18 protein-coding genes are annotated in these 22,724 nt (G+C 70.3%); 10 read left to right on the top strand and 8 right to left on the bottom strand.

What is annotated here, in order from left to right:
* Window positions 1-105 precede the first annotated feature (105 nt).
* The 3 genes from E1161_RS02935 to E1161_RS02925 are packed head-to-tail and all read left to right on the top strand — an operon-like array spanning window position 106 to window position 4,063.
* Window positions 106-2,910, top strand: a complete 2,805-nt coding sequence (locus E1161_RS02935; RefSeq protein ID WP_132619304.1) for an FtsK/SpoIIIE domain-containing protein — start codon at window positions 106-108, stop codon at window positions 2,908-2,910.
* Complete coding sequence (locus E1161_RS02930; protein WP_132619302.1) at window positions 2,903-3,286, top strand: hypothetical protein; 384 nt, start codon at window positions 2,903-2,905, stop codon at window positions 3,284-3,286. Before E1161_RS02935 ends, E1161_RS02930 begins: the two co-directional genes overlap by 8 nt.
* A gap of 39 nt (window positions 3,287-3,325) precedes the next feature.
* A complete protein-coding gene (locus E1161_RS02925) occupies window positions 3,326-4,063 on the top strand; it encodes a GNAT family N-acetyltransferase (RefSeq protein ID WP_132619300.1) in 738 nt (245 codons plus the stop codon).
* Here the strand turns inward: E1161_RS02925 and E1161_RS02920 are convergent.
* Window positions 4,050-5,705, bottom strand: a complete 1,656-nt coding sequence (locus tag E1161_RS02920) for an FAD-binding oxidoreductase (protein WP_408011930.1) — start codon at window positions 5,703-5,705, stop codon at window positions 4,050-4,052. The genes E1161_RS02925 and E1161_RS02920 overlap by 14 nt on opposite strands.
* On the opposite strand from E1161_RS02920, the gene E1161_RS02915 reads away from it, so the two are divergent.
* Entirely contained in the window at window positions 5,704-6,354 is a 651-nt protein-coding gene (locus tag E1161_RS02915; RefSeq protein WP_132619296.1) for a TetR/AcrR family transcriptional regulator, read from the top strand. The genes E1161_RS02920 and E1161_RS02915 overlap by 2 nt on opposite strands.
* Window positions 6,351-7,922: a glycerol-3-phosphate dehydrogenase/oxidase gene (locus E1161_RS02910; RefSeq protein WP_132619294.1), complete on the top strand. Its 1,572-nt coding sequence runs from the start codon at window positions 6,351-6,353 to the stop codon at window positions 7,920-7,922. The genes E1161_RS02915 and E1161_RS02910 overlap by 4 nt, the downstream gene beginning before the upstream one ends.
* A 189-nt stretch (window positions 7,923-8,111) precedes the next feature.
* Here the strand turns inward: E1161_RS02910 and E1161_RS02905 are convergent, their stop codons facing one another.
* The 3 genes from E1161_RS02905 to E1161_RS02895 all read right to left on the bottom strand — a co-directional run bounded on the left by E1161_RS02905 (window position 8,112) and on the right by E1161_RS02895 (window position 11,340).
* Window positions 8,112-9,416: a citrate synthase gene (locus E1161_RS02905; RefSeq protein WP_132619292.1), complete on the bottom strand. Its 1,305-nt coding sequence runs from the start codon at window positions 9,414-9,416 to the stop codon at window positions 8,112-8,114.
* A gap of 380 nt (window positions 9,417-9,796) precedes the next feature.
* A complete protein-coding gene (locus E1161_RS02900; RefSeq protein WP_132619290.1) occupies window positions 9,797-10,726 on the bottom strand; it encodes a carbohydrate kinase family protein in 930 nt (309 codons plus the stop codon).
* Complete coding sequence (locus E1161_RS02895; protein WP_132619288.1) at window positions 10,723-11,340, bottom strand: TetR/AcrR family transcriptional regulator; 618 nt, start codon at window positions 11,338-11,340, stop codon at window positions 10,723-10,725. The genes E1161_RS02900 and E1161_RS02895 overlap by 4 nt, the downstream gene beginning before the upstream one ends.
* 124 nt (window positions 11,341-11,464) lie before the next feature.
* On the opposite strand from E1161_RS02895, the gene E1161_RS02890 reads away from it, so the two are divergent.
* A complete protein-coding gene (locus E1161_RS02890; protein WP_132619286.1) occupies window positions 11,465-12,607 on the top strand; it encodes an acyl-CoA dehydrogenase family protein in 1,143 nt (380 codons plus the stop codon).
* A gap of 160 nt (window positions 12,608-12,767) precedes the next feature.
* Here the strand turns inward: E1161_RS02890 and E1161_RS02885 are convergent, their stop codons facing one another.
* The 4 genes from E1161_RS02885 to pdxH all read right to left on the bottom strand — a co-directional run bounded on the left by E1161_RS02885 (window position 12,768) and on the right by pdxH (window position 17,319).
* Complete coding sequence (locus tag E1161_RS02885) at window positions 12,768-13,694, bottom strand: aldose 1-epimerase family protein (RefSeq protein ID WP_132619284.1); 927 nt, start codon at window positions 13,692-13,694, stop codon at window positions 12,768-12,770.
* A 77-nt stretch (window positions 13,695-13,771) separates the two neighbouring features.
* Window positions 13,772-15,163 carry an APC family permease gene (locus E1161_RS02880; RefSeq protein ID WP_132619282.1) on the bottom strand — a complete coding sequence of 464 codons (1,392 nt, stop codon included), beginning with the start codon at window positions 15,161-15,163 and terminating at the stop codon, window positions 13,772-13,774.
* Window positions 15,164-15,282: 119 nt separating this feature from the next.
* Window positions 15,283-16,575 (bottom strand): MFS transporter, encoded by a 1,293-nt coding sequence (locus tag E1161_RS02875; protein ID WP_132619280.1) that lies wholly within the window; start codon window positions 16,573-16,575, stop codon window positions 15,283-15,285.
* A 90-nt stretch (window positions 16,576-16,665) separates the two neighbouring features.
* Window positions 16,666-17,319 (bottom strand): pyridoxamine 5'-phosphate oxidase, encoded by a 654-nt coding sequence (gene pdxH / locus E1161_RS02870; RefSeq protein WP_132619278.1) that lies wholly within the window; start codon window positions 17,317-17,319, stop codon window positions 16,666-16,668.
* Between the two features lie 676 nt (window positions 17,320-17,995).
* Here pdxH and E1161_RS02865 point away from each other — a divergent pair.
* From E1161_RS02865 to sepH, 4 genes are all read left to right on the top strand, one after another.
* The gene (locus E1161_RS02865) at window positions 17,996-19,108 is read left to right on the top strand and encodes a citrate synthase 2 (RefSeq protein WP_132619276.1); all 1,113 of its coding nucleotides are present in this window, start codon (window positions 17,996-17,998) and stop codon (window positions 19,106-19,108) included.
* Window positions 19,109-19,160: 52 nt separating this feature from the next.
* Window positions 19,161-20,117 (top strand): SEC-C domain-containing protein, encoded by a 957-nt coding sequence (locus E1161_RS02860; RefSeq protein ID WP_132619274.1) that lies wholly within the window; start codon window positions 19,161-19,163, stop codon window positions 20,115-20,117.
* A gap of 225 nt (window positions 20,118-20,342) precedes the next feature.
* Entirely contained in the window at window positions 20,343-21,482 is a 1,140-nt protein-coding gene (serC, locus tag E1161_RS02855; RefSeq protein ID WP_132619272.1) for a phosphoserine transaminase, read from the top strand.
* 283 nt (window positions 21,483-21,765) lie between these two features.
* Window positions 21,766-22,698 carry a septation protein SepH gene (gene sepH / locus E1161_RS02850; protein ID WP_132619270.1) on the top strand — a complete coding sequence of 311 codons (933 nt, stop codon included), beginning with the start codon at window positions 21,766-21,768 and terminating at the stop codon, window positions 22,696-22,698.
* Window positions 22,699-22,724 lie beyond the last annotated feature (26 nt).

The following is a 22,724-nucleotide window of genomic DNA, read 5'->3' as shown; positions in this document are numbered from 1 at the left end:
ACCGTCCCACTGCGCGGTATTCGTGCCTGCGCATGGTTAGGCCGGGCTAATTTCGAGGTGGTACCTTGATCACGTTCCGTAACTCGGTCTCCGAGGTGGCGTGTTGTGAAACGCAGTGACCGGCGAAGTCGCATCGAAACGGCCTTCGAGCACCTGCGCCGCAGCATCTCCGCCGCCCTCGGCGCCGCCGAGAACGCGCATCAGGAAGTGCTGAACACCTGCGCCGAGCAGGAGTACGCGCTGCGCATCGCCCAGCTCGGCGCGGCCGAAGCCGAACGCGAACCCGAGAAGATCGCCGACCCGGCCGACCCGCACTTCCAAGCCGCGCTCGCCAGGGCGCTCGCCGAACGCGACGAGATCTTCCAGGACTGGACCGAGCAGGGTCCGCCGTCCCTGGAGAAGCTGGTCGCAGCGAACTCGCCCGGCAGCGCGGCGGACCCGTTCGAGACCTGGCTCGGCGAGTTCGGCGGCGGTGACGTCGCCCACCCGCCCGAGCTGTGGCGCATCGGCACCGCGCACGTCCCGGACTCCCCGCTGTCGCCGTCGTTCCCCGCGGTCGTCCCTGCGCTGGACTTCGCGCACCTGCGCATCACCACCGACGAGGTCCCCGAGACCGCCGAAACCCTGGTGCAGAACCTGCTGCTGCGCATCGTCAGCCACTTCGAGCCCGGCCAGGTGCGCATCCACAGCTGGGACGTCGCGAGACTGACCGGAACGCTGCCCGACCTGCACCCGCTCAGCAGCGCCGGACTGCTCACCGCCCACGACCCGACGCGCCTGGGCGACATGCTCGACGTGCTCTCCGATCACATCAAGCGCATCCACTCCGGCGCGCTGCTCGGCGAGCACACCACGCTGCGCGCGCTGGCCGCCGCCAACGGCAGGCGCGGCGAACCGTGGCGGATCGCGGTGCTGTTCGGCAACGGCCAGCCGCTGCGCGAGGAACAGCAGCAGCAGCTCCAGCGCATCGCCCGCAACGGCCTGCCCTGCGGGATCCAGCTGATCACCGTCGACCTCCCGCTGACCGTCAACAGCTCCGTGGAATCGATCACATTGATCGGCGAGAATCGGGCCCGCACCAGCATGACGGGGCCGGAAGCCGTTGTGGCGCTGGACGAACCGCCCACGCGCGGCAAGGCGTCGAAGGCGTGCGCGGCGATCGCGGCCGAGTTCGAGTCCCGCCGCGCGCGGGTCCGCAACTTCGACGACCTGCTGCCCGACGAGCTCTGGCAGTGCCACTCGCGCTCCGAGCTGCAGGCTCCGGTCGGGTTCGACGAGGGCGAAGAGGTGTGGATGCGGCTCGGTGACGCCAGTCCGCACACGCTGATCGGCGGGCCGAGCGGATCGGGCAAGACCAACTTCCTCTACGGCATGCTCGGTGCGATGGCCGCCAGGTACTCGCCGGACGAGCTGGAGCTGTACCTGCTCGACTTCAAGGAAGGCGTGTCGTTCGCCCAGTTCACGCCGGGGAAGCGCGACCCGAGCTGGCTGCCGCACGCCAACCTGGTGGGTGTCAACGTCAACACCGACCGCGAGTTCGGGCTGGCACTGCTGCGCTTCCTCGCCGACGAGATGCGCCGCCGCGCGGACGAGGCCAAGAAGCACGAGGTCACCAAGCTCGAGGAGCTGCGCGCCGAAGACCCCGAGGGCCGGTGGCCGCGGATCGTGGCGGTGATCGACGAGTTCCAGTACCTGTTCGCCGACCGCGACCCGGTGACCGCGCAGGCCACGAAGCTGCTGGAAGACGTTGCGAGGCGCGGTCGCTCGCAGGGGATCCACCTCGTGCTGGCCAGCCAGGACGTCTCCGGTATCGAGGCGTTCTGGGGCAAGCCTGCGATCTTCGAGCAGTTCATCCTGCGCATCGCGCTGCCCAAGGCCCGGCGCGTGCTCACCGAGCACAACCAGGCCGCGATGGACCTGCCGCGCTGGCACGCGGTGGTCAACCACGAGTCGGGCGTCAAGCACGGCAACGAGATCGCCCGCATCCCCGACGCCACCGCCCGTGACACGTTCCACCAGCTGCAACAGCGGCTGTGGCAGCGACGCGCGGCCGGTTCGCACCCGCCTCGCCTGTTCGACGGTTCCAACCTGCCGAAGCTGTCGGCCCTGGAGGACTTCCGGAAGCTGACCGCGCCGGTGAGCACGCCGCGCGCGCTGCTCGGTCAGGTCATCGACGTCGAGGGGACGGCCGCGGCCGTTCGGTTGTCGCGCTCGCCGGGACGCAACATCGCGGTGATCGGCTCGGTCCGCGAGGACACCACGAGCGCGCTCGGCGCGGCGGCGCTCTCGCTGTCCCGCCAGCACGAACCGGGAAAGATCAAGTTCACCATCGGTGCCCTGCTCGACGAGGTCGACGACGACGCGCGCGCTGTGGCCGAGGAACTTCGAGGGCGCGGCCACGAAGTCGACGTGGTGAGCCTGGACGAGATCTCGGCAACGCTCGACGGCATCGCCCACGAGATCGACGCGGGTGCGTCACCGGTCCGGCACTGCGTGGTCCTCTACGCCGTCGACGCGGCGCAGACGACGCTGGAGCGCAAGGACCCGGTGACGCGCGCGTGCGCGCTGGACTCGCTGCGCAAGGTCCTCAAGCAGGGCCCGGAGTCCCGGGTGCACGTGATCGGCTGGTGGCGCAGCGTGCAGCGGGTGAAGAACACCCTCGGCATGGGGCCGGTGGACGACATCGGCGCGTGGGTCGCTTTCGACGTGCACGGCCAGGAGCTCAGCGCGTTCGCCGCGGGCCAGCCGGTGAACTGGTCGCCGCGCTCACGCCGTGGCCTGTTCTTCGACCGCTCGGTGCATTCGCGCCCCGAAGTGGTCCTGCCGTTCGACCTCGGCGGGGCGCCGCCGGTGCCCGCCCAGCGTTCGACGGAGTCGGACGTCAACGTCCGGGAGGAAGCCGGTGACTGAGACAGCGGCCGAGCGCTACCGCGAGCTGACCGCCCTGGCCACTGCCGCGGGCAAGGAGATGCGCAAGCACGAGCGGGACAGCGCCGAGGAGCTCGGCGAGAAGGTCGCTGCGGGCAAGCAGCGCACGGAGGAGTCGGAGAAGACCCGCGACGAGCTGGTCGTCGAGGTCAAGCAGCGATGGACGGCCGCGATGCAGGTGGTTTGGGACGAGCGCTGGCTGCGCTCCTCCGGTCTCCCGGCAGCTGACCGGAAGGCTCCAGACGCGTCACCGTCGGAGTCCCGCCTCGCCGTTCACGAGGCGTTCGAGAACCTCCGCGACGCCATCACCAAACCCCGCTTGCCCACCGGCTTCCTCTCCCGCCGCAAGAAGTCCTGAGGCCCACCCGAGCAGGAGGAGGAGCCCTACGCTGTCCGTGTGCAGGAACTGAGGAGTGCGGCCGAGGTCGCGGAGGCCACTTCCGACCTGATGGTGCGGTGGGCGGCCCAGGCGTTGGAACCGGGGTACCCGCACGAGCGCGGGGCGGCGTGGCGGTTGCGGAACGCGGTGGTCGTGTTCGCGCCCCGTCTCAACCGCGCCGACCGGGTGGTCCACGCCGGAGACGAGGACGACGTCGTCGCCCTGCTGCGGGAGGTCCTGCCCGCGCTCACCGGCCAGGCGGTGCGGTTGCTGGCAGCCGCTCCGCTGGCCGCCCGGGTCTCCGAGCGGTTGGGCCACGAGGTCCTGGCGACGTTCGGATGGCTGCACCTGGCCGACGACGCACCGCAGCGCCCCACCCCCGACGTCGAGTGGCTGACCGAGGGCGACGTGCCGGCGATCGACGCGCTGCTGCGCGAGGCCAACCCCGGCTCGTACCTGTTCCCCGACGACCCGGGTGCCGTGCGGTGGGCCGGGGTCCGCGACACCGACGGCACCCCGATCTCGATCGCCGGGGACTCCTGGCCGGCCCCGGGACTGCGCTACATCTCCGGCGTCGCCACCCACCCCGGGCACCGGGAACTCGGCCTTTCCACGCAGGTCTGCACGTTCCTGACCAGGGAGCTGGCCGCGCTCGGCGCGGTGACGCTGATGGCCGACGCCGACAACGAACCGGCGCTGGGGGTGTACCGGGGCCTCGGCTTCCGGTACAGCCCCATCTGCGCTAGTCGCCGATGAGCTTGCCCGGGTTGAGGATTCCCGTCGGGTCCACCGCCCGCTTCGACGCGGTCAGGACCGCCGTGCCGACGTCGCCGATCTCCGCCCCCAGCCACGGCCGGTGGTCGACCCCGACCGCGTGGTGGTGGCTGATCGTGCCGCGACCGGCGATGGCGTCGCAGGCCGCGTCCTTCGCGCGCTGCCACTGCGCGAGTGCGTGCTCGGAGTCGCGCGGCGCCAGCACCGTGAAGTACAGCGAGGCCCCGGTCTCGTAGGCGTGCGAGACGTGGCACATCACGATCGGCGGCTTGCTGCCGGTCTGCAGGGTGCGCACCAGGGCCGTGCGCACCGCGGAGCGCAGCTCGCCCAGCCCGCTCCAGTTCGTCGCGGTCTCCAGCGTCTCGACGCACACCCCCCGGTCGAGCAGGGCGTCCCGCTGCCGAGGACCGGAGAACCGGTGCGACTTCCACGACTCCCCTGCTGCCCGGCCCAACCGCACGGTCCGGACGTCGCGCAGCGCGCGCACCGCGGCCGCCCGGCGCTGCCCGAGCTCGGCGCGGGAACCCGCGTCCCAGCCGAGCACCAGCAGGCACGGGTTGCGGACGCCCTTGGCGCGCAGGAGGTTCCCGAGCGCACGCGCCTTGAGCTGACCGGACAGCGCTAGCTGCACCTCGGTCTCGGTCGGGTCCGACAACCTGGTGACGTCGGCGAGCACCCGGTTCTGCGCGAGCGCGCGCACGGCGTCGGTCCCGGCCTGCCAGCCGTCCACCACGAACGCCTCGTAGCGGCTCCGCCTCGGCGCGGGCCGAACCCGGACGGCGACCTCAGTGATGACGCCGAGGACCCCTTCGCTGCCGATGGCGAGCTGACGCAGATCAGGCCCCGCCGCCGACGCCGGGGCGACACCGAGCTTCCACTCACCGGCCGGCGTCGCCAGCCGCACGCCCTCGACCATGTCCTCGAAGCGCCCGTAGCCGGAGGACGCCTGGCCCGCCGAGCGGGTCGCGGCGAATCCTCCGATCGTGGCCCGCTCGAAGGACTGCGGGAAGTGCCCGAGCGTGAATCCGTGCGCGGCCAGCAGCGATTCGGCCTCGGTCGCGCGCATCCCGGCCTGCAGCACGGCGATCCGCGAGTCCGGGTCGAGCGAGATCAGCCGGTCCAGCCGCACCAGGTCGAGGGCGACTACGGCGTTCTTCCCGCCCCGCAGCGCGTCGACCCCGCCCACGACGGAGGTTCCGCCGCCGAAGGGGACCACCGCGATGTCGTGGCGGGCGCAGATCTCCAGCACGCCCTGCACGAGCTCCGGGGCCGAAGGCAGCAGCACGGCGTCCGGGACGGCGAGTTCCGCGCCGTCGCGTCGGCGCACCAGGTCGCTGTAGGACATGCCGCCCGCCCGTCCCAGCCGCGCGGCGGCGTCGACGAGCACGTACCGCTCGCCGAGCAGCGCTTCCAGTTCCGCGCGCGGGGTGTCGGCGAGGGCGCTCCCGGGTACGTCGAGCAGCGACGACGGGACCGCCGGCGTGGTGATCTCGGTGAGTCCGATGCGGTGCCGCAACCAGCGCAGCGCGGCCGGGGACAGTGGCGCGGAAGCGGCTCCTGACGGGGTCCAGCTGCCGCGGAGGGTGTGTTCGATCTCGCCGTTCACAGCTAAAGTGTGACACATGGGGCCAGATTGTCACAGCTTCGGGCGAGCTGATCCGCATCACGCCCGCACCGGCGAGCGGCAGGCGGCCAACCGGGTCGCCGACGCCGACCTGGTGGCCGCGGCGCGCGAGTGCGTGCTGGCCAACGGCGTTCGACGAACCACGCTGTCCGAGGTCGCCCGCACCGCAGGCGTCAGCCGGATGACGCTCTACCGCCGCTTCCCCGACGTCGGCAGCATGGTCACGACCCTCGTCACGGTCGAGTTCGGCGACGTCCTCGCCCAGGCCCGCCGAGCGGCGGTGACCGGCCACTCGCGACAGCGCCTCGTGCGCGGCGTGGTGCGCGGCGTCAGACTGCTGCACGAAGCTCCCCTGCTGCGACGAGTCCTGGAAACCGACGCCGAACTGCTGCTGCCCTACCTGGTCGAGCGACTGAGCAGCACCCAGCTGGCGGCCGACGGGTTCATTCGCGAGTATCTGGCCGCCGGGCACGCCGACGGATCTATCCGCCCCGGCGACGTGGCGGTGCAGGCCCGCTCGCTGCTGTTGCTGACCCAGTCGTTCGTCATCTCGGCAGGCCCGGCGACCGAGGACGTCGGCCTCGACTCGCTGACGGACGAACTCGCCCACCTCCTCGACGGCGCTCTCCAGCCAAGGAGCCCTCTATGATCACCACGCCGCTGCCCGCCGGTTCGCTGCGCGCCACCTCGCTGAACTCCGCCCGACTGCGAACCGACCTGCAAGCGGCGGCGGAGCAGGAAGCCGACCTGCTCGTCGTCGGTGGTGGCGTCACCGGCTCCGGGGTCGCCCTCGACGCAGCGGCGAGGGGACTGTCGGTGGTGCTGGTGGAAGCCGAGGACCTCGCGTGGGGAACTTCTCGATGGTCCAGCAAGCTCGTGCACGGAGGGCTGCGCCACCTCGCGCACGGCGACATCGCGCTGGCGCGGGAGAGCGCGACCGAGCGCAACGTGCTCATGACCCGCACGGCCCCGCACCTGGTCCGCCCGCTGCCACAGCTCATCCCCCTGCGCGAAGGGGTGTCGCGCCGCCAGGAGGTCGTCCTGCACGCGGGCCTGCGGGCCGGCGACGCGCTCCGGCGCGCGGCGCGGACGCCGTCCGACGTCCTGCCGTCGCCCAGGAGGATTCCTTCGGCCGAAGCGCTCGCGCTGGTCCCCGGCCTTCGCCCGGCCGGGCTGCGCGGTGGCCTGCTGAGCTTCGACGGGCAGCTGGTCGACGACGCGCGGCTGGTGGTGGCGCTCGCGCGCACGGCGGCCGGGTTCGGCGCGCGCATACTCACCCGCTGCGCGGTGACGTCCCTCGACGGCGCCGGTGCCGACCTGGTGGACGCGCGCAGCGACGAGTCGCTGCGGATCCGCGCGCGGGCGGTGGTCAACGCCGCGGGCGTGTGGGCCGGTGACCTCGTGCCGGAGGTTCGGCTGAGCCCGTCGCGCGGATCGCACCTGGTGGTCGACGCCGACGCCGCCGGGGTCGCCGGAACAGCCGTCGCCGCGCCGTTGTCAGGCGAACCGGGACGGTTCCTGCGGCTGATCCCGCTGCCCGACGGCCGCGCGATCCTCGGGCTGACCGACGAACCGGCGCCCGGACCGATCCCGGCCGTGCCGGAGGCGCCCAAGTCCGATGTGGACTTCCTGCTGGCCGGGTTCCGCGACGTCCTGGGCGTGCCGTTGACCCGCGACAACGTCTTCGGCTCGTTCGCCGGTCTCCGGCCGCTGCTCCAGCAGGACGGCAAGGACTCCGCCGACCTCTCCCGCCACCACGCGGTGCTCACGTCGGAGGAAGGGGTCGTCACGGTCATCGGCGGCGAGCTCACGACCTACCGGAAGATGGCCGCCGACGCAGTGAACACCGCGGTGGGTTCCCGCGGCCTGTCTGCCGGGCCTTCGCGGACCAGCGAGATCGCGCTGGTCGGCGCGGCCCCTCGACGCCATCTCACCGACATCGAGGCTCCCGCCACCCTCGTCGCCAAGTACGGCACCGAAGCCGCCCGCGTCGCGGCCCTGACCGAGTTCGACCAGGACCTGGCCGAACCGGTGGCGGAGGGCCTCCACCTCACCGCCGCCGAAGTCCTCTGGGCGGTCCGCCACGAAGGCGCCCTCGACGCGGACGACGTCCTCGACCGCCGATCCCGCTTGGGCCTCGACCCCACCCAACGCGCCGCAGCCCTCCCCCAGGTCGAGAACCTCGTCACCAGAGCCCTGGCAGGGATCGAACCCTGACCCACCCCAGCTCTCCCCGACCACCGCCGTGCTCCGTCGCCTGATCACGGCGGTGATCCGGGTTCCTGCAGCGGGTTTGGGGGTGAGGTGCAGAAGGGCCCCGGGGCCGGCCTTGGTGGCCTGGCTCTCCGGGGCCCTTCGCGTGGTCGGAGGCTTGGCCTCCAGACTTGATTTAGGTAACGATTCAGATCAGCGCTGGTCCATCGGCTTGTACGGACGCTCGGTGGCACCGGTGTAGACCTGACGCGGACGGCTGATCTTGCGGGCGGGGTCCTCGATCATCTCGCGCCAGTGCGCGATCCAGCCGGGAAGTCGGCCGAGCGCGAACAGCACGGTGAAGAACTTCGTCGGGAAGCCCATCGCCTTGTAGATCAGGCCGGTGTAGAAGTCCACGTTCGGGTAGAGCTTGCGCGAGACGAAGTAGTCGTCGGACAGCGCCCGCTCCTCCAGCCGCAGCGCGATGTCCAGCAGCGGGTCGTTGGAGCCCAGCTTGGACAGCACCTCGTCGGCGGTCTTCTTGACGATCGCCGCGCGCGGGTCGTAGTTCTTGTAGACCCGGTGACCGAAGCCCATCAGGCGAACGCCGGGCTCCTTGTTCTTCACCCGCTCGACGAACGCGTCGACGTCGCCGCCGTTGTTCTTGATGCCTTCCAGCATCTCCAGCACCGCGCTGTTCGCGCCGCCGTGCAGGGGACCGAACAGGGCGTTGATGCCGGCCGAGACGCTGGCGAACATGTTCGCCTCGGACGAGCCGACCATCCGGACCGTCGAGGTGGAGCAGTTCTGCTCGTGGTCGGCGTGCAGGATGAACAGCAGGTCCAGCGCGCGGGCCAGGGTCGGGTCGACCTCGTAGGGCTCGGCGGGGAAGCCGAAGGTCATCCGGAGGAAGTTCTCCACCAGGCCCAGCGAGTTGTCCGGGTACAGGAACGGCTGGCCGACCGACTTCTTGTAGGCGTAAGCGGCGATCGTGGGCAGCTTCGCCAGCAGGCGGACCGTGGACAGCTCGACCTGGTCCTTGTCGAACGGGTTGAGGCTGTCCTGGTAGAAGGTCGACAGCGCCGAGACCGCGGACGACAGCACGGGCATCGGGTGCGCGTCGCGGGGGAAGCCGTCGAAGAACTGCTTGAGGTCTTCGTGCAGCAGGGTGTGGCGGCGGATGCGCTCGGAGAACTCGTCGTACTCCTGCTGGGTCGGCAGCTCACCGTAGATCAGCAGGTAGCTGACCTCGATGAAGTTCGACTTCGCCGCGAGCTCCTCGATGGGGTAGCCGCGGTACCGGAGGATTCCGGCGTCTCCGTCGATGTAGGTGATGTCGGAGTTGCAGGCTGCGGTGTTGACGAAGCCCGGATCCAACGTCACCAAACCGGTCTGGGCCAGCAACTTGCCGAGGTCGACGCCAGGCGCACCCTCGGTAGGTCGCGTCACCTGCATTTCGTGCTCGCCGGCGTCATAGCGCAGCGCGACGGTACGTTTGGCGGTCACGTCGTCGGGCATTCGGGAACCTCTCGCGCTCGTCAAGGGGTGCGTGATGACGACCGCGATTGCCCAGCCAAGCGGCAGGGCTCGATGTCGCCCGCGCTCCGGTCGGGGTGTCCGAACCGTCGCAGCACCACCCCGTTGGGGTCCTGTCAGTAGTCACGCTAGACCGCTAGAGGGTCCCCGCGCAGCAATCGCGTTTCCTCTTTCTTGCAGGTGGGACCACGATCACATCACACTTGCCGGTAGACGGAGCGCCGATGTCGACGCTCCGCCACCGCTTGACACCACCATCGTGACCACGAGTGAAAGCCGAACGGTCTAATCCGGATTCGGTCTTCCGCAGTCACAGCACTGAGCTCACGGGGCGTGTTCGAATACCACCGGATGGATTCCGATCACGCGTCCAGCTCCGCCGACCACGGCGGTTCGGCTCCCGGACGCGAAACGGTGACCGCCGCCGCCGCGGCGGCGAACGACAGGGCCTGCTCCCACTGCCGCGCGTCCAGAGCGCGGACCTCCGCCGGGGCCAGCGCGCCGTTGCGGTGGAGCCACGCCAGCAGCGCCGCCTGCACGGTGTCGCCGGCGCCGATGGTGTCGGCGACCTCGACCTCCCGGCCGGGCACCGTGACCACGCCGTCGGCGGTGACCGCGGTGAGCCCGTCGGCACCCCTGGTCAGCACCACCGCCGCCGGCCCGCGCGCCTGCCACTCGCGGGCCGCTTCGACCACATCGCGTCCCGGGGCGAGCCACTCCGCGTCGTCGTCGGAGACCTTGAGCAGCCCGACCGAGGGCAACCAGGAGGAGAAACGCGCCCGGTAGGCGTCCGCGTCGGCGATGAGGTCGGCGCGGATGTTGGGATCGAGCGCGATGAACACGCCTCGCTCGGCCTCGCGGAACAGCACCTTCTCGTACGCGGTGGCGCCGGGTTCGAGCACCATGCCCAGCGTGCCCAGGCACAACGCGGTCGTGCCGTCCGGAAGCGGCTGGTCGGCGACGAAACGCGCGGCGGTGCCTTCGGTGTGGAAGCTGTAGCGGGCCGAGCCGTTGGCCTCGAGCCCGACCACGGCGAGCGTCGTGGGCTCCGGACCGCGCTGGACCAGGGATATGTCCACTTCGGACTCGATGAGCCGTTGCAGCATGCGGTCGCCGAACTGGTCGGTGGACAGCTTCGCGTAGAACGCGGCGGGCACGCCGAGCCTGCCCAGCGCGATGGCCACGTTGTAGGGCCCGCCTCCGAGCAGTGGGTGCAGCGGGCCGAGTTCTCCGTCCGGGGTGGACGGATCCGGCACGAGGTCGACCAGGGCCTCACCGCCGATGACGATCAATTTTCCTCCACTGTGTCCGAAGGGGACTTCTCCTGGGCAAGTCCGCCCAGGAGGAACTGCGACAGCGCGGCGAACGCGGCGGCGTCGGACAGCCCGGTGCGCTCGCCGATCTCACCGCGCTGGATGCCGGCGATGGTGCGGCCGACCATCTCGCCGACGAAACCCGCGTGCACCTCGCGGAACACTCCTTGCCGCACGCCTTCGGCGATGAGACCGCGCAACCGCTCCGCGGCAGCGCCCGCGTTGGCCTCGTAGGTGGCGCGGGTCGCGAGGTTGGCACCCATGTCGTTGATGAACTCACGCGACGCCGGTCGCAGCGCTTCGGCGGCGGCGTCGAGGTAGGCGCGCACCTTCTCCCGCGGGTCGTCGGCGACCTCGGCGCGGCGCTCGATGTCCTCGGTGGCGCTCTTGAAGTAGTGCGCCACGACGCGGACCGCGAGCTGCTCCTTGCTCCCGGCCAGCGTGTAGAGGGTCGATTTCGAGCAGTGCAGCCGACTGGCCAGGTCGTCGAGGGTGAAGTGCGCGAACCCCTCGGCCAGGAACAGATCGCGAAGCCGGCCCAGGAGTTCGGCTCGCCTGGGGTTCAGCGCCCGCTCGGCTCGGGAGGTGCTCATCGGGAGAAGCCTGCCACAGGATTCTGAATCCTCCGAGCAGACCTTTTCACAGTACTGCAGTACCGCCTACAGTACTGATTCAGTACGACAGCCCGGTACGCACACTGGACCTCGGGAGCGCGCCATGACCGTTGACCGCCTGCTTCCGACGCAGGAAGCCGCTGATCTGCTCGCGTTGACCCGCGAGATCGCCCGCGACGAGCTCGCCGGCCGCGCCGCCGAGGACGAAGCCGCCGGGAAGTTCCCGCGCGACGCCTTCCGCCTGCTCGGCGACGCCGGGCTGCTCGGTCTGCCCTACCCCGAGGAGCACGGGGGCGGTTCCCAGCCGTACGAGGTGTACCTGCAGGTCCTGGAGGAGATCAGCAGCGCCTGGATGACGGTCGGCGTGAGCCTGTCGGTGCACACCATGAGCTGCTTCCCGCTCGCCCACTTCGGCACCGCCGAGCAGCGGGAGCGGTGGCTCCCGGAGATGATCGGCGGCTCGACGCTGGGCGCCTACGCGCTGTCCGAACCGCACGCCGGCTCCGACGCCGCCGCGCTGAGCACCCGCGCCGAGCGGACCGGCGACGAGTACGCGATCAACGGGCAGAAGGCGTGGATCACCCACGGCAGCGAGGCGGACTTCTACACGCTGATGGCCCGCACCGGCGACGGCGCGCGAGGCATCAGCTGCCTGCTGGTGGACTCCGCGACCTCAGGCCTGACGGCGGGACCACCCGAGCGCAAGATGGGACTCACCGGGTCACCCACGACGCCCCTGCACTTCGAGGACGCCCGCGTCCCGGCCGAGCGGCTGATCGGCGAGGAAGGCGACGGCCTCAAGATCGCGCTGTGCGCGCTCGACTCCGGTCGTCTGGGCATCGCCGCCTGCGCGGTGGGCCTCGCCCAGGCCGCGCTGGACCTCGCGGTCGACTACGCGAAGCAGCGCGAGCAGTTCGGGCAGCCGATCATCGAGTTCCAGGGCATCGAGTTCCTGCTGGCTGACATGTCCGCGGCCGTCCACTCAGCCCGCGCGATGTACCTCGACGGCGCCCGGCGCCGCGACGCGGGATTGCCTTTCGGCGAGCAGGCGTCGGTGGCGAAGCTGGTGGCCACCGACGCCGCCATGAAGGTCACCACCGACGCGGTCCAGGTGCTCGGCGGCGCGGGCTACACCCGCGACTTCCCCGCCGAGCGCTACATGCGTGAGGCCAAGGTCCTGCAGATCTTCGAGGGCACCAACCAGATCCAGCGCGTCGTCCTCGCTCGCCACCTCACCAAGGCCTGACCCACCAACTCGGTCCCACCCAGCACGGAGCCCACCCGCCTGCCCCTGGGCTGGACCCGATTTGGGCGGATCTCGGGGGACCGAATCCAGTGGGAACCAGGGTTTCGTTCTCAGCGGAAATCGGAGGCCGACTTCCCCGGGAATCAGATGCGTGCGCAGGTCAGAGGCGCTTGAGACCCCAGTGGGCCGTCCAGGCCTCGCCCGGTTGGAGGGTGATGAGGTCGGTACCTGAGTTGAGGGCGTCAGGCGGGCACGTCATCGGTTCGATGGCGATGGCACGACCTCGTTCGGGGAAGTCCTCGGCCGTGTAGACCTGGACCCACTTGAAGACCGGATCGGCCCACAGCTGGACACCGTGACCGTCGGGTCCGGTCAGCGAGTGGCGGACGAGACCGGCCGGGTCGTCGGGAGCCGGGGCCGCGCCGCCGAACGCGGTGTCGAGCCAGACGCCGGCGAGACGGCGACCGGTGCGGAAGTCGACCTCATCGCCCTGCAGGGCGCGCGGCGGCCGGGCCGGCAGCAGCCGGTCGGCGTCCACCGGCAGCACCGTGGAGGCGGCCAGGCGCAGCGTGCACTCGTCGGTCTCGACGTTGCCCGCGCGCGGGTACGGGTGCACTCCGATCCCGAAGGGAACCGCGCGCCCACCCAGGTTCTCCACGGTGTGGGTCACGGTGAGGCCGTCGCCGTCGAGGGCGTAGCCGATGGAGGTCAGCAGCGGCACCGGCCAGCCCGGACGCGGCGAGATGGTCGCCTGCAGCACCACGGCGGAGTCGGTGTGCTCGACGATCGCCCACGGCTCGTGCCGCAGCAGTCCGTGGATGGCGTTGCTGCGGTCGGGCTCGGTCAGCGCCAGCTGCTGCGGTTCACCGTCGAGCGCCCAGCGCCCGTCTGCGACCCGGTTCGGCCACGGCACCAGCACGCCGCCGGCGGCCGACGGCGGGATCCGGTCGGCGTCGAAGGTCTCGGTGTGCGGCACACCGTCGACGGTGAAGGCTCGCAGCGCGGCGCCGAACTCGGTGATGACCGCACTCGCGGTCCCCGAGCTGATCTCGAACTGCCGTCCGGTGGCGGGAAGAGGATCATGCACTCCGCCACTGTACGACCACGAGGCGGCCCCGGACACCGCGAACAGCGTCCCGGACCGCCTCGTCGAACGTGCGATTCCTACTTGCTCAGTGACTCCGCTTCGAAGTCCCTCTTGCCCTTCACGAAGTAGTTGATCAACCAGAAGATCGCGCCGATGCCCAGCAGGATCCCGGCGATGATGTACTCCGTGGCGGGCCGGCCGGACAGCGGGCTGGCGAAGAACGCGCAGGTCAGCGCACCTAGCACGGGAACCCAGGTGGGGGCCTTGAAGTGGTCGTGCTCCACCTCGTCCTTGCGCAGCACCAGAACCGCGATGTTGACCACCGCGAACACCACGAGCAGCAGCAGCGACGTGGTGCTGCCCAGGTCGGAGATCTCCAGCGAGTTCACCAGGATGACCGCGATGATGCTGGTGAACAGGATCGACACCCACGGGGTGCGACGACCCTTGTGCACCTTGCCGAACACGCTCGGCACGACGCCCTCGTTGGCCATGCCGTAGACCAACCGGCTGGCCATCAGCATGTTGATCAGCGCCGTGTTGGTGACCGCGAACAGCGCGATCAGCGAGAACAGGATCGGCGGGAACCACGGGGCCGCGGCCTTGACCACCAGCAGCAGCGGGCCATCGGACTCGGCGAGCTCCGCTGTCGGCACCAGCGTCGAGGTGATCACCGCGATGACCAGGTAGATGGTCGCGGTGATGACCATGCCCAGGAGCAGGGCGCGCGGGAAGTTCTTCGACGGCTCCTTGGTCTCCTCCGCCATGTTCACCGAGTCCTCGAAACCGACCATGGCGAAGAACGCCAGCGCGGTGGCCGAGGTGACCGCGAGCAGCGGCGAGGTGTCGGAGTCGAACTGCGTCAGCCGGCTGGGGTCCGGGGCGATGTCGGCGCTGTGGCTTCCACCGAAGATCGCGATCAGGCCGAAGACGATCACGATCGCCAGACCGGACAGCTCCACGCACGTCAGGACGACGTTCATCTTCACCGACTCGCCGACCCCGCGGAAGTTGATCGCGGCGAGCAGCAGCAGGAAGCCGAGCGCCACCATCCACGAGTAGGGCTCGACGCCGTCGCCGAAGATGCCCGTCAGGTAGTCACCGCTGAACGCCTGCGCGGCAGAAGAAGCCGAGGTGATGCCGGAGCACATCACCGCGAAGGCGATCAGGAAGGTCACGAAGTGGATGCCGAACGCCTTGTGCACGTACAGCGGGGCGCCACCGGCGCGGGGGTACTTGCCGACCAGCTCCAGGTAGCTGAACGCGGTCAGGAAGGCGACCACGAAAGCGACCAGGAACGGAACCCACAGGGCCCCGCCGACCTTGCCGGCGACCTTCCCTGTCAACGAGTAGATCGTGGTCCCGAGGATGTCTCCCACCACGAAGAAGAGCAGCAGTTTCGGGCCCATCACCTTCTTGAGGCCAGGCTCGTGCGCACCGGGCGCATTAACGGTCGTTTCGTTGGCCATGGTGGAGAAGTGTGCAGGGTGGCTTCGACGACTGTCTGCCCGCCCCTGGTCGAAACGCACTCCGGCGAGTGGCGCAAGCGTGGCGGAGTGCCCAACGAACACGCTCCGCCCCGGTCAGCTCACGCGTCGTCACCGGTGGGGGCCTTGTACTTCCAGAACGCGGGCAGGGCCACGGCCGACAGCGCGGCGGCGAGCACGACCAGCACTCCCCCGATCACCACCGCTGGTCCGGTACCCAGCGCGGCACCGGTCAGGCCGTGCAGCGTGTCGGCCAGCCTCGGCCCGCCCGCGACCACGACGGTGAACACGCCTTGGATGCGGCCGCGCATCTCGTCGGTGGCCGCCGCCTGCAGGATCGAACTCCGGTAGACCATGCTGACCAGGTCGGCCCCGCCCCCGAGCGCCAGGAACAGCACCGCCAGCCACAGCGAGTCGGCGAAGCCGAAGCCGATGATCGCCACACCCCAGGCCAGCACGGCGACCGTCACGCCGACGCCGTGCCGAGCGATGCGGTGCAGCCAACCGGAGAACACCCCGAAGCAGAAGGCGCCCAACGGGATCGCCGCGTACAGCCAGCCGAGCGCGGCACCGCCGCCGGGCGGGTCGCCGAAGGTGCGCTCGGCCATCTCCGGGAACAACGCGCGCGGCATGCCGAAGACCATCGCGATGATGTCCAGCAGGAACGACGCCAGCAGCACGGCGTGCAGTCCGAGGTAGCGGAAGCCCTCGAGCACCGAGCGCAAGCCGGCCTTCTTCGGCGCACCGTCCCGCGGCGGCAGCGCGGGCAGCCGGAACACCGCCCACAGCGCCAGGCACAGCGCGATGGCGTCCACCAGGTACAGCACGGACAACCCGAGCAGCGGCAGCAGTACTCCCGCCAGCAGCGGCCCGACGATCGAGCCGAGCTGGAAGACGGTGGAGCCCAGGGCTTGCGCGGACGGCAGCAGGTGGGCGGGGATGAGCCGAGCGACGGCGGCGGCCCGCGTCGGCGAGTTGACCGCGAAGAACGTCTGCTGGAGCGCGAAGAGCAACAGCACCAGCCACACCGACGGGATGCCGGCGAAGGCGACCAGGCACAGCAGCACGGAGGTTCCCGCGAGCCCGCCGTTGGTGATGATCATCAGCTTGCGGCGGTCCACGGCATCGGCGATCGCGCCGCCCCACAGGCCGAACACCACCAGCGGGACCAGTCCGAAGATGCCCGCCAACCCGACGTAGAAGGAGGAACCAGTGAGGTCGTAGAGCTGCTTGGGCACGGCCACGGCGGAGAACTGGGCGCCGACGGCGGTGACGATGTTGGAGATCCACAGCCGTCGGTAGGCCGGGTAGTGCAGCGGTCTGGTGTCGATGAAGACCTTGCTGAACGAGGACTTGAAGCTACGCCGGGGAATGGTTCCGCTGCTCTGCCGCACGAAAGACGGAGCGTAGTCCTTCGCGAAGCTAAAGGACCACTGGACGTCCGCCCGTGTGACGGAGCTCTACGCCACTCCCCGGCGACTCACTCAGGGAGCGAGGCGGTCGACCGCCCAGGTGTCATCGGTCCGGCGGAAGCGGAGCCGGTCGTGGAGCCGGTCGGGACGTCCCTGCCAGAACTCGACGAAGTCCGGGCGGATCCGCCAGCCGCCCCAGTGCGGCGGGACCGGGACCTTCTCGGCCTCGCCGAAGCGGCGCTCGATGCCGTTGAGGGAGTTCTCCAGCGCTTCGCGGCCGTTGACCACCCGCGACTGCGGCGACGCCCAAGCGCCCAGCTGCGAACCGCGCGGGCGCTCCGCCCAGTACTCGGCGGTCTCCGAGGAGCTGACCTTCTCGACCGCGCCGCGCACGTTGACCTGGCGCTGCAAGCCCAGCCACGGGAACGTCGCGGCGGCAACGCGAGTCGACTTCAGGTCGTGGCTCTTGTTCGACGTGTAGTTGGTGAAGAACACCACGCCGCGCTCGTCGAAGCCCTTGCACAGCACGGTCCGCGAGGACGGGAAGCCCTCCGGGTCGGCGGTGGCCAGCACCATCGCGTTCGGCTCGACCAGTTCAGCCGCCACGGCCTCGTCGAACCACAGCTGCAGCTGCTCGTGCCAAGTGCCGGCGAGCGAATCCTCGTTCAACGCCCCGGCTTCGTAGGAAACGCGCATGGACGGCAACGCGACGTTGGCCTCCGTCATCCTCTTCCTCCCTGACTCGTCCGACGAACGGCACGACTCGACTTCGACACTCCGGCTCGGCGCCGGACGGTACGGGTTGGACGAGGCCGACGCGCGCGAGGCGCGCATCGGCCATTCGTTACGACGGTAAACGGGATCGGAACGGGAGCCGAATCGACGATAGGTCACGATCGATTCCGCAACCGATGCAGTGATCGTTCCCACAACGGCTCCACGTCACCCGAACAGCCGTTGCGCTGCGTGAAGAGCAGGGGAACCTCTCGCTCATCCCACTCCACCACCGCGGGAGCGTCAAGGTCCTCGACGTCCGGATGGTGAGAGGGTTCGACGAGGTGTTCGCGGCCGTCGGCCACCCGGCGCTCGGCGGGGTTCGAACGGATCGCGCCCTCATGCGCACGTCGTGGTGGTGACAGGAAGCTTCCCGTGCGCGCCGGGCGGGACGATCGACGCCCTCACGTCCACCCCGGAACTCCAGCTTGCGGAACAGCAATTTTTCCGAGATTTTTCACCGTGGTGCAAAATGTTCCATTCACCGCAGGTCAACTCAACCTGGAATTTTTTCCCGTCAAGGCGCCATTGCTACTTCTTCCGCCCGGGGTGCACCGTTGGCTCACACCCCGCCACGTCGCCCAGCCGTGCGCACGAGCGCCCCCTACTACCAGGAGACGAGGCAGCTATGAGCGAATTCCGGCCCGGTTTGGAAGGCGTTGTCGCCTTCCAGACCGAAATCGCCGAACCCGACCGCGACGGTGGCGCGCTGCGCTACCGAGGCGTGGACATCGAGGACCTGGTGGGCACGGTCTCCTTCGGAGATATCTGGACGCTGCTGGTGGACGGCCGGTTCGGCGGCGGACTGCCGCTCGCCGAGGACCTCCCCCTGCCGGTGCGCACCGGTGACGTACGGGCGGACGCGCAGGCCGCGCTGGCCATGACCGCGCCCGAATTCGGCTTCCAGCCGGTGCTCGACATCGAAGGCGAGCAGGTGCGCGAGCAGCTCGCCCGTGCCTGTTCCCTCGGCCTGTCCTACATCGCCCAGTCCGCGCGCGGCGACCAGGCGCCGGTCCCGCACGCGCGCATCGCCGAGGCCACGACCGCCACCGAGCAGTTCCTCACCCGGTGGCGCGGCGAACCGGACCCCGCTCACGTGCAGGCGCTGGACGCCTACTGGGTGTCGGCCGCCGAGCACGGCCTGAACGCCTCGACCTTCACCTCCCGGGTCATCGCCTCCACCGGCGCTGACGTGGGCGCCTGCCTGTCGGGCGCGGTCGGCGCGATGTCCGGCCCGCTGCACGGCGGCGCCCCAGCCCGGGTGCTGCCGATGATCGAGGAGGTCGAGCGCACCGGTGACGCCCGTCGCGTGGTGGCCGACATCCTCGACCGCGGTGACCGGCTGATGGGCTTCGGCCACCGCGTCTACCGCGCCGAGGACCCGCGCGCCCGCGTCCTGCGCAACACCTGCGACCAGTTGAAGGCCCCTCGCTTCGAAGTGGCCCGCGAGCTGGAGCAGGCGGCGCTGGCCGAGCTGCGCGAGAGGCGACCTGACCGCCAGATCGAGACGAACGTCGAGTTCTGGGCCGCCGTGGTCCTGGACTTCGCCGCGGTCCCGCCGGCGATGATGCCCTCGATGTTCACCGCGGCCCGGCTAGCGGGCTGGTCGGCGCACGTCCTGGAGCAGAAGCGGACCGGACGCCTGGTCCGGCCGTCGGCGCAGTACATCGGCCCGGCCCCGCGCTCGCCGCAGGACGTGGCCGGTTGGGACACCGTCACTCAGATCGTCGCCCCGGTGTGAGCCCGTGGTGGGTCGGCCGCGTGGCTGACCCACCGGGGGATACCTTGACGGCGTGACCGATTCGGCGAACCTGCACGTCCAGTACGCCGCGGCCCTCGAAGAGGATGCCGCGGTCAGCGACAACCCGTGCGTCGAACTGGTCCAGGCGGCGGAGCACTGGCACGCAGCGGGCGAGCACGAGCGCGAGCACTCGGCGCTGACCAGGGCGTTCGACCTCGACGAGGACGCCGGGCCGCTCAGCGGGCGCGGCGCCTACACCTCGTACCTGCTCACGCACGGACGCGCCGACGAGGCCGCGCCGCTGCTCGAGGAGCTGCGCCGGAAGCCGAGCAAGGTCGCGATGACCTACATGGACATCCACGTCGGCTACGCCACCACCGGCGACATCCCCGAGGGTCTGCGCTGGCTCAACGCGGGCGCGACCCACATCGTTCCGTCCCTCGACGAGCTCCTGGAGCCGACCGACCAGGGCTTCGACCTCCTCCTGGAGCGCTGGCAGACGCGCAAGGACTCCGGCCTGCCCGCCGATGCGATGGACGAGTTCCTCCAGCGGTGCCTCGATCATGGCGAGGAGGTCCGCGAGGAGAACCAGCCGCTGTCCGGCACCGGAGGCGACCTCGCCGGTCTGGTGGACGAGGAGGGGAACCTCTCGCTCACCCTCTACCCGTTACCGCTGTGGAGCGCCGAGGAGTTCGACCGCTCGGTGCGAGAGCACCCGGAGTGGTGGAACGAGGGCACGAGTCACGAGGACTACCGGCGCGCGGTGCAGCGGGAGCTCGGGGAGATCGCCTCCGGCGCCTGCCTGGTTCCCACCACGGTCGCCACCGTGGAGGAGTTCGCCGCAACGTGCGGAGTCGACCCCCGCGACCCCGAGACCCCGGACGACTTCGTGTTCGAGGAGGCGCACGCCGGCCGGTACCTGCCCTGGCCGCCGGGGCGGAACGACACCTGCTGGTGCGGTTCGGGACGCAAGTACAAGAAGTGCTGCGGAGCGCCCGGGTTCGCCTGATCGTCGCGACCCGAACGGGCCTCGTGGGACACAGTGTGGTTGGCCGCGGCGGCGAACAGCAGTAAGTTGCGGTGCGGCAGCGACCGCTGGACACCGAGCGGTAACCCTGCTGCAACACTGAGCCGAGCCGGCAATGGCGCCGGCGGACCTGGCCACTGGCGCGCGGGGACGGGCTTCTCCCGGTCACCCCGCACAGTCACCACAACAACGCCCGGAGGCGCCGGAATGACGCAGGCCGAGACCGACCCGACCACCTTGAAGCTGCCCCACGAACTCCAGCCCTCCGACGGCCGCTTCGGCTGCGGACCATCCAAGGTCCGCCCGGAGCAGCTGACCCGGCTGGCGGACGAGGGTGCCGCGGTGATGGGCACCTCTCACCGGCAGAAGCCGGTGAAGTCCCTGGTCGGAAGGGTCCGCGAGGGACTGCGGGAGCTGTACTCGCTGCCCGAGGGGTACGAGGTCGTGCTCGGCGTCGGCGGCACCACCGCGTTCTGGGACGCCGCGACCTTCGGCCTGATCCGCGAGCGCTCGCTGCACCTGACCTACGGCGAGTTCTCCTCGAAGTTCGCCAAGGCCGCCAAGACGGCCCCCTTCATCGGCGACCCGATCGTGGTCTCCTCGGACCCGGGTGACGCCCCGGAGCCGGTGTCGGACCCGAGCGTCGACCTGATCGGCTGGGCGCACAACGAGACCTCCACCGGCGTCATGCTGCCGCCGTCCCGCCCGGCGGGCTCGGAGAACGCGCTCATCGCGGTCGACGCGACCTCGGGCGCCGGTGGGTTGGCGTTCAACGCCGCAGACGTGGACGTCTACTACTTCGCGCCGCAGAAGTCCTTCGCCGCCGACGGCGGGCTGTGGCTGGCCGCGATGAGCCCGGCCGCGATCGAGCGGATCAACGAGATCGGCGCCTCGGACCGCTGGGTTCCGGAGTTCCTGTCGCTGCCGACCGCGCTGGACAACTCGCGCAAGGACCAGACCTACAACACGCCCGCTGTGGCCACGCTGTTCATGCTCGCCGACCAGATCGAGTGGATGAACGGCCAGGGCGGTCTGTCCTGGTGCGACTCGCGCACCCGCGAATCCTCGCAGCGCCTCTACAGCTGGGCGGAGTCCTCGGATCTCGCCCAGCCGTTCGTCACCGACCCCGCCAAGCGGTCGCAGGTCGTCGGCACCATCGACTTCGACGACTCGATCGACGCCGCCGCGATCGCCAAGGCGCTGCGCGCCAACGGCATCGTCGACACCGAGCCGTACCGCAAGCTGGGCCGCAACCAGCTGCGGATCGGCATGTTCCCGGCGATCGAGCCGGACGACATCACCCAGCTGACCAAGTCCATCGACTGGGTGATTTCGCAGCTGTCCTGATCGCGCTATGCGGCCGCTGAGGAAATCTCGTGAAATGCGGATTTCCTCGGCGGCCGTTGCCATTCCACGGTCGCGATGCGCGACGAAGTTGATCACGCCGGGTGATGTTCGCTGGAGTTGAGTAGTTCAACTCATTCGCGCGACCCGCCCGCATAGGGCAAGATCGAAGCCGACAGGGCGACCAACGAACGACACGAGTACCCGGCGTGCCTCCCGCGTCAAGGCGGCGCGCCGGGTTACTGTCACAGCTTGGTGACATGTAGGTCGGCGGGAGGCTGGCGTTATGCGAGCGCTGCGAGTGGTCGGGCTCGACGAGGACGGTGAATCCGTCATCTGCGAAGACCCGGAGAACGGTGAGCGGTTCACCGTGCCCGCCGACGAGCGGTTGCGCGCGGCTGCCCGCGGCGACCTCACCCGGCTGGGCCAGGTGCAGATCGAGATGGAACAGCAGATGCGGCCGCGCGAGATCCAGGCCCGCATCCGCTCCGGAGCGTCCGTCGCACAGATCGCGGCCACCTCGGGCCTGCCCGAGCACCGCATCGAGCGCTACGCCTACCCGGTGCTGCTCGAACGCGCCCAGATCGCGGAGATGGCGCAGCGCGCCCACCCGGTCCGGGAGGACGGCCCCGACGTGCAGACCCTGGGCGAGGTCATCGCGCACACCTTCGGGATGCGCGGCCACGACTACGCCGAGGCCAATTGGGACGCCTGGCGCGGCGAGGACAACAAGTGGGTCGTGCAGCTGGCCTGGCAGGCCGGCCGTTCGGAGAACAGCGCGCACTGGGTCTTCCACCCGGGAGCGCACGGCGGCACCGTCGCTTCGCTCGACGAGCACGCCGTGGACCTGCTCGACCCCTCGCCGAACCGTCCGCTGCGCACCGTCCGCCCGGTGACCGAGCTGGCCCGCGAGGCGCTGCAGCTCGACCAGCAGGCGGCTCCCGACCAGGTCGGCCCCGAACCGGAACCGGTGCTGCCCGAGCCGCCGGCGGCACGCGTCGAGCCCACGCTCCAGCGGGTTGAACCGCCGGAACCGGCAGCCGTCGAGCCGACCGCACCGACGCTGGACCTGGAGACCCCGGAACCGATCGAGAACCCGGCCAGGCAGGACTCCGAGTCCGCGGAGGACACCACGACCGACCCGAAGCGCCCCCGCAAGAACCACCCGATCGTCCCCTCGTGGGAAGACGTCCTGCTGGGTGTGCGCTCGCACCGCTGAGCGGTTCCGCCGAGAACGGCCAGGCC

The organism is Saccharopolyspora aridisoli, from assembly GCF_004348445.1.
In the GTDB taxonomy this organism is placed as follows: Bacteria; Actinomycetota; Actinomycetes; order Mycobacteriales; family Pseudonocardiaceae; genus Saccharopolyspora; species Saccharopolyspora aridisoli.
The sequence above is the reverse complement of the archived record's forward strand: the minus strand, read 5'-3'. Positions and strand labels throughout refer to the sequence as shown.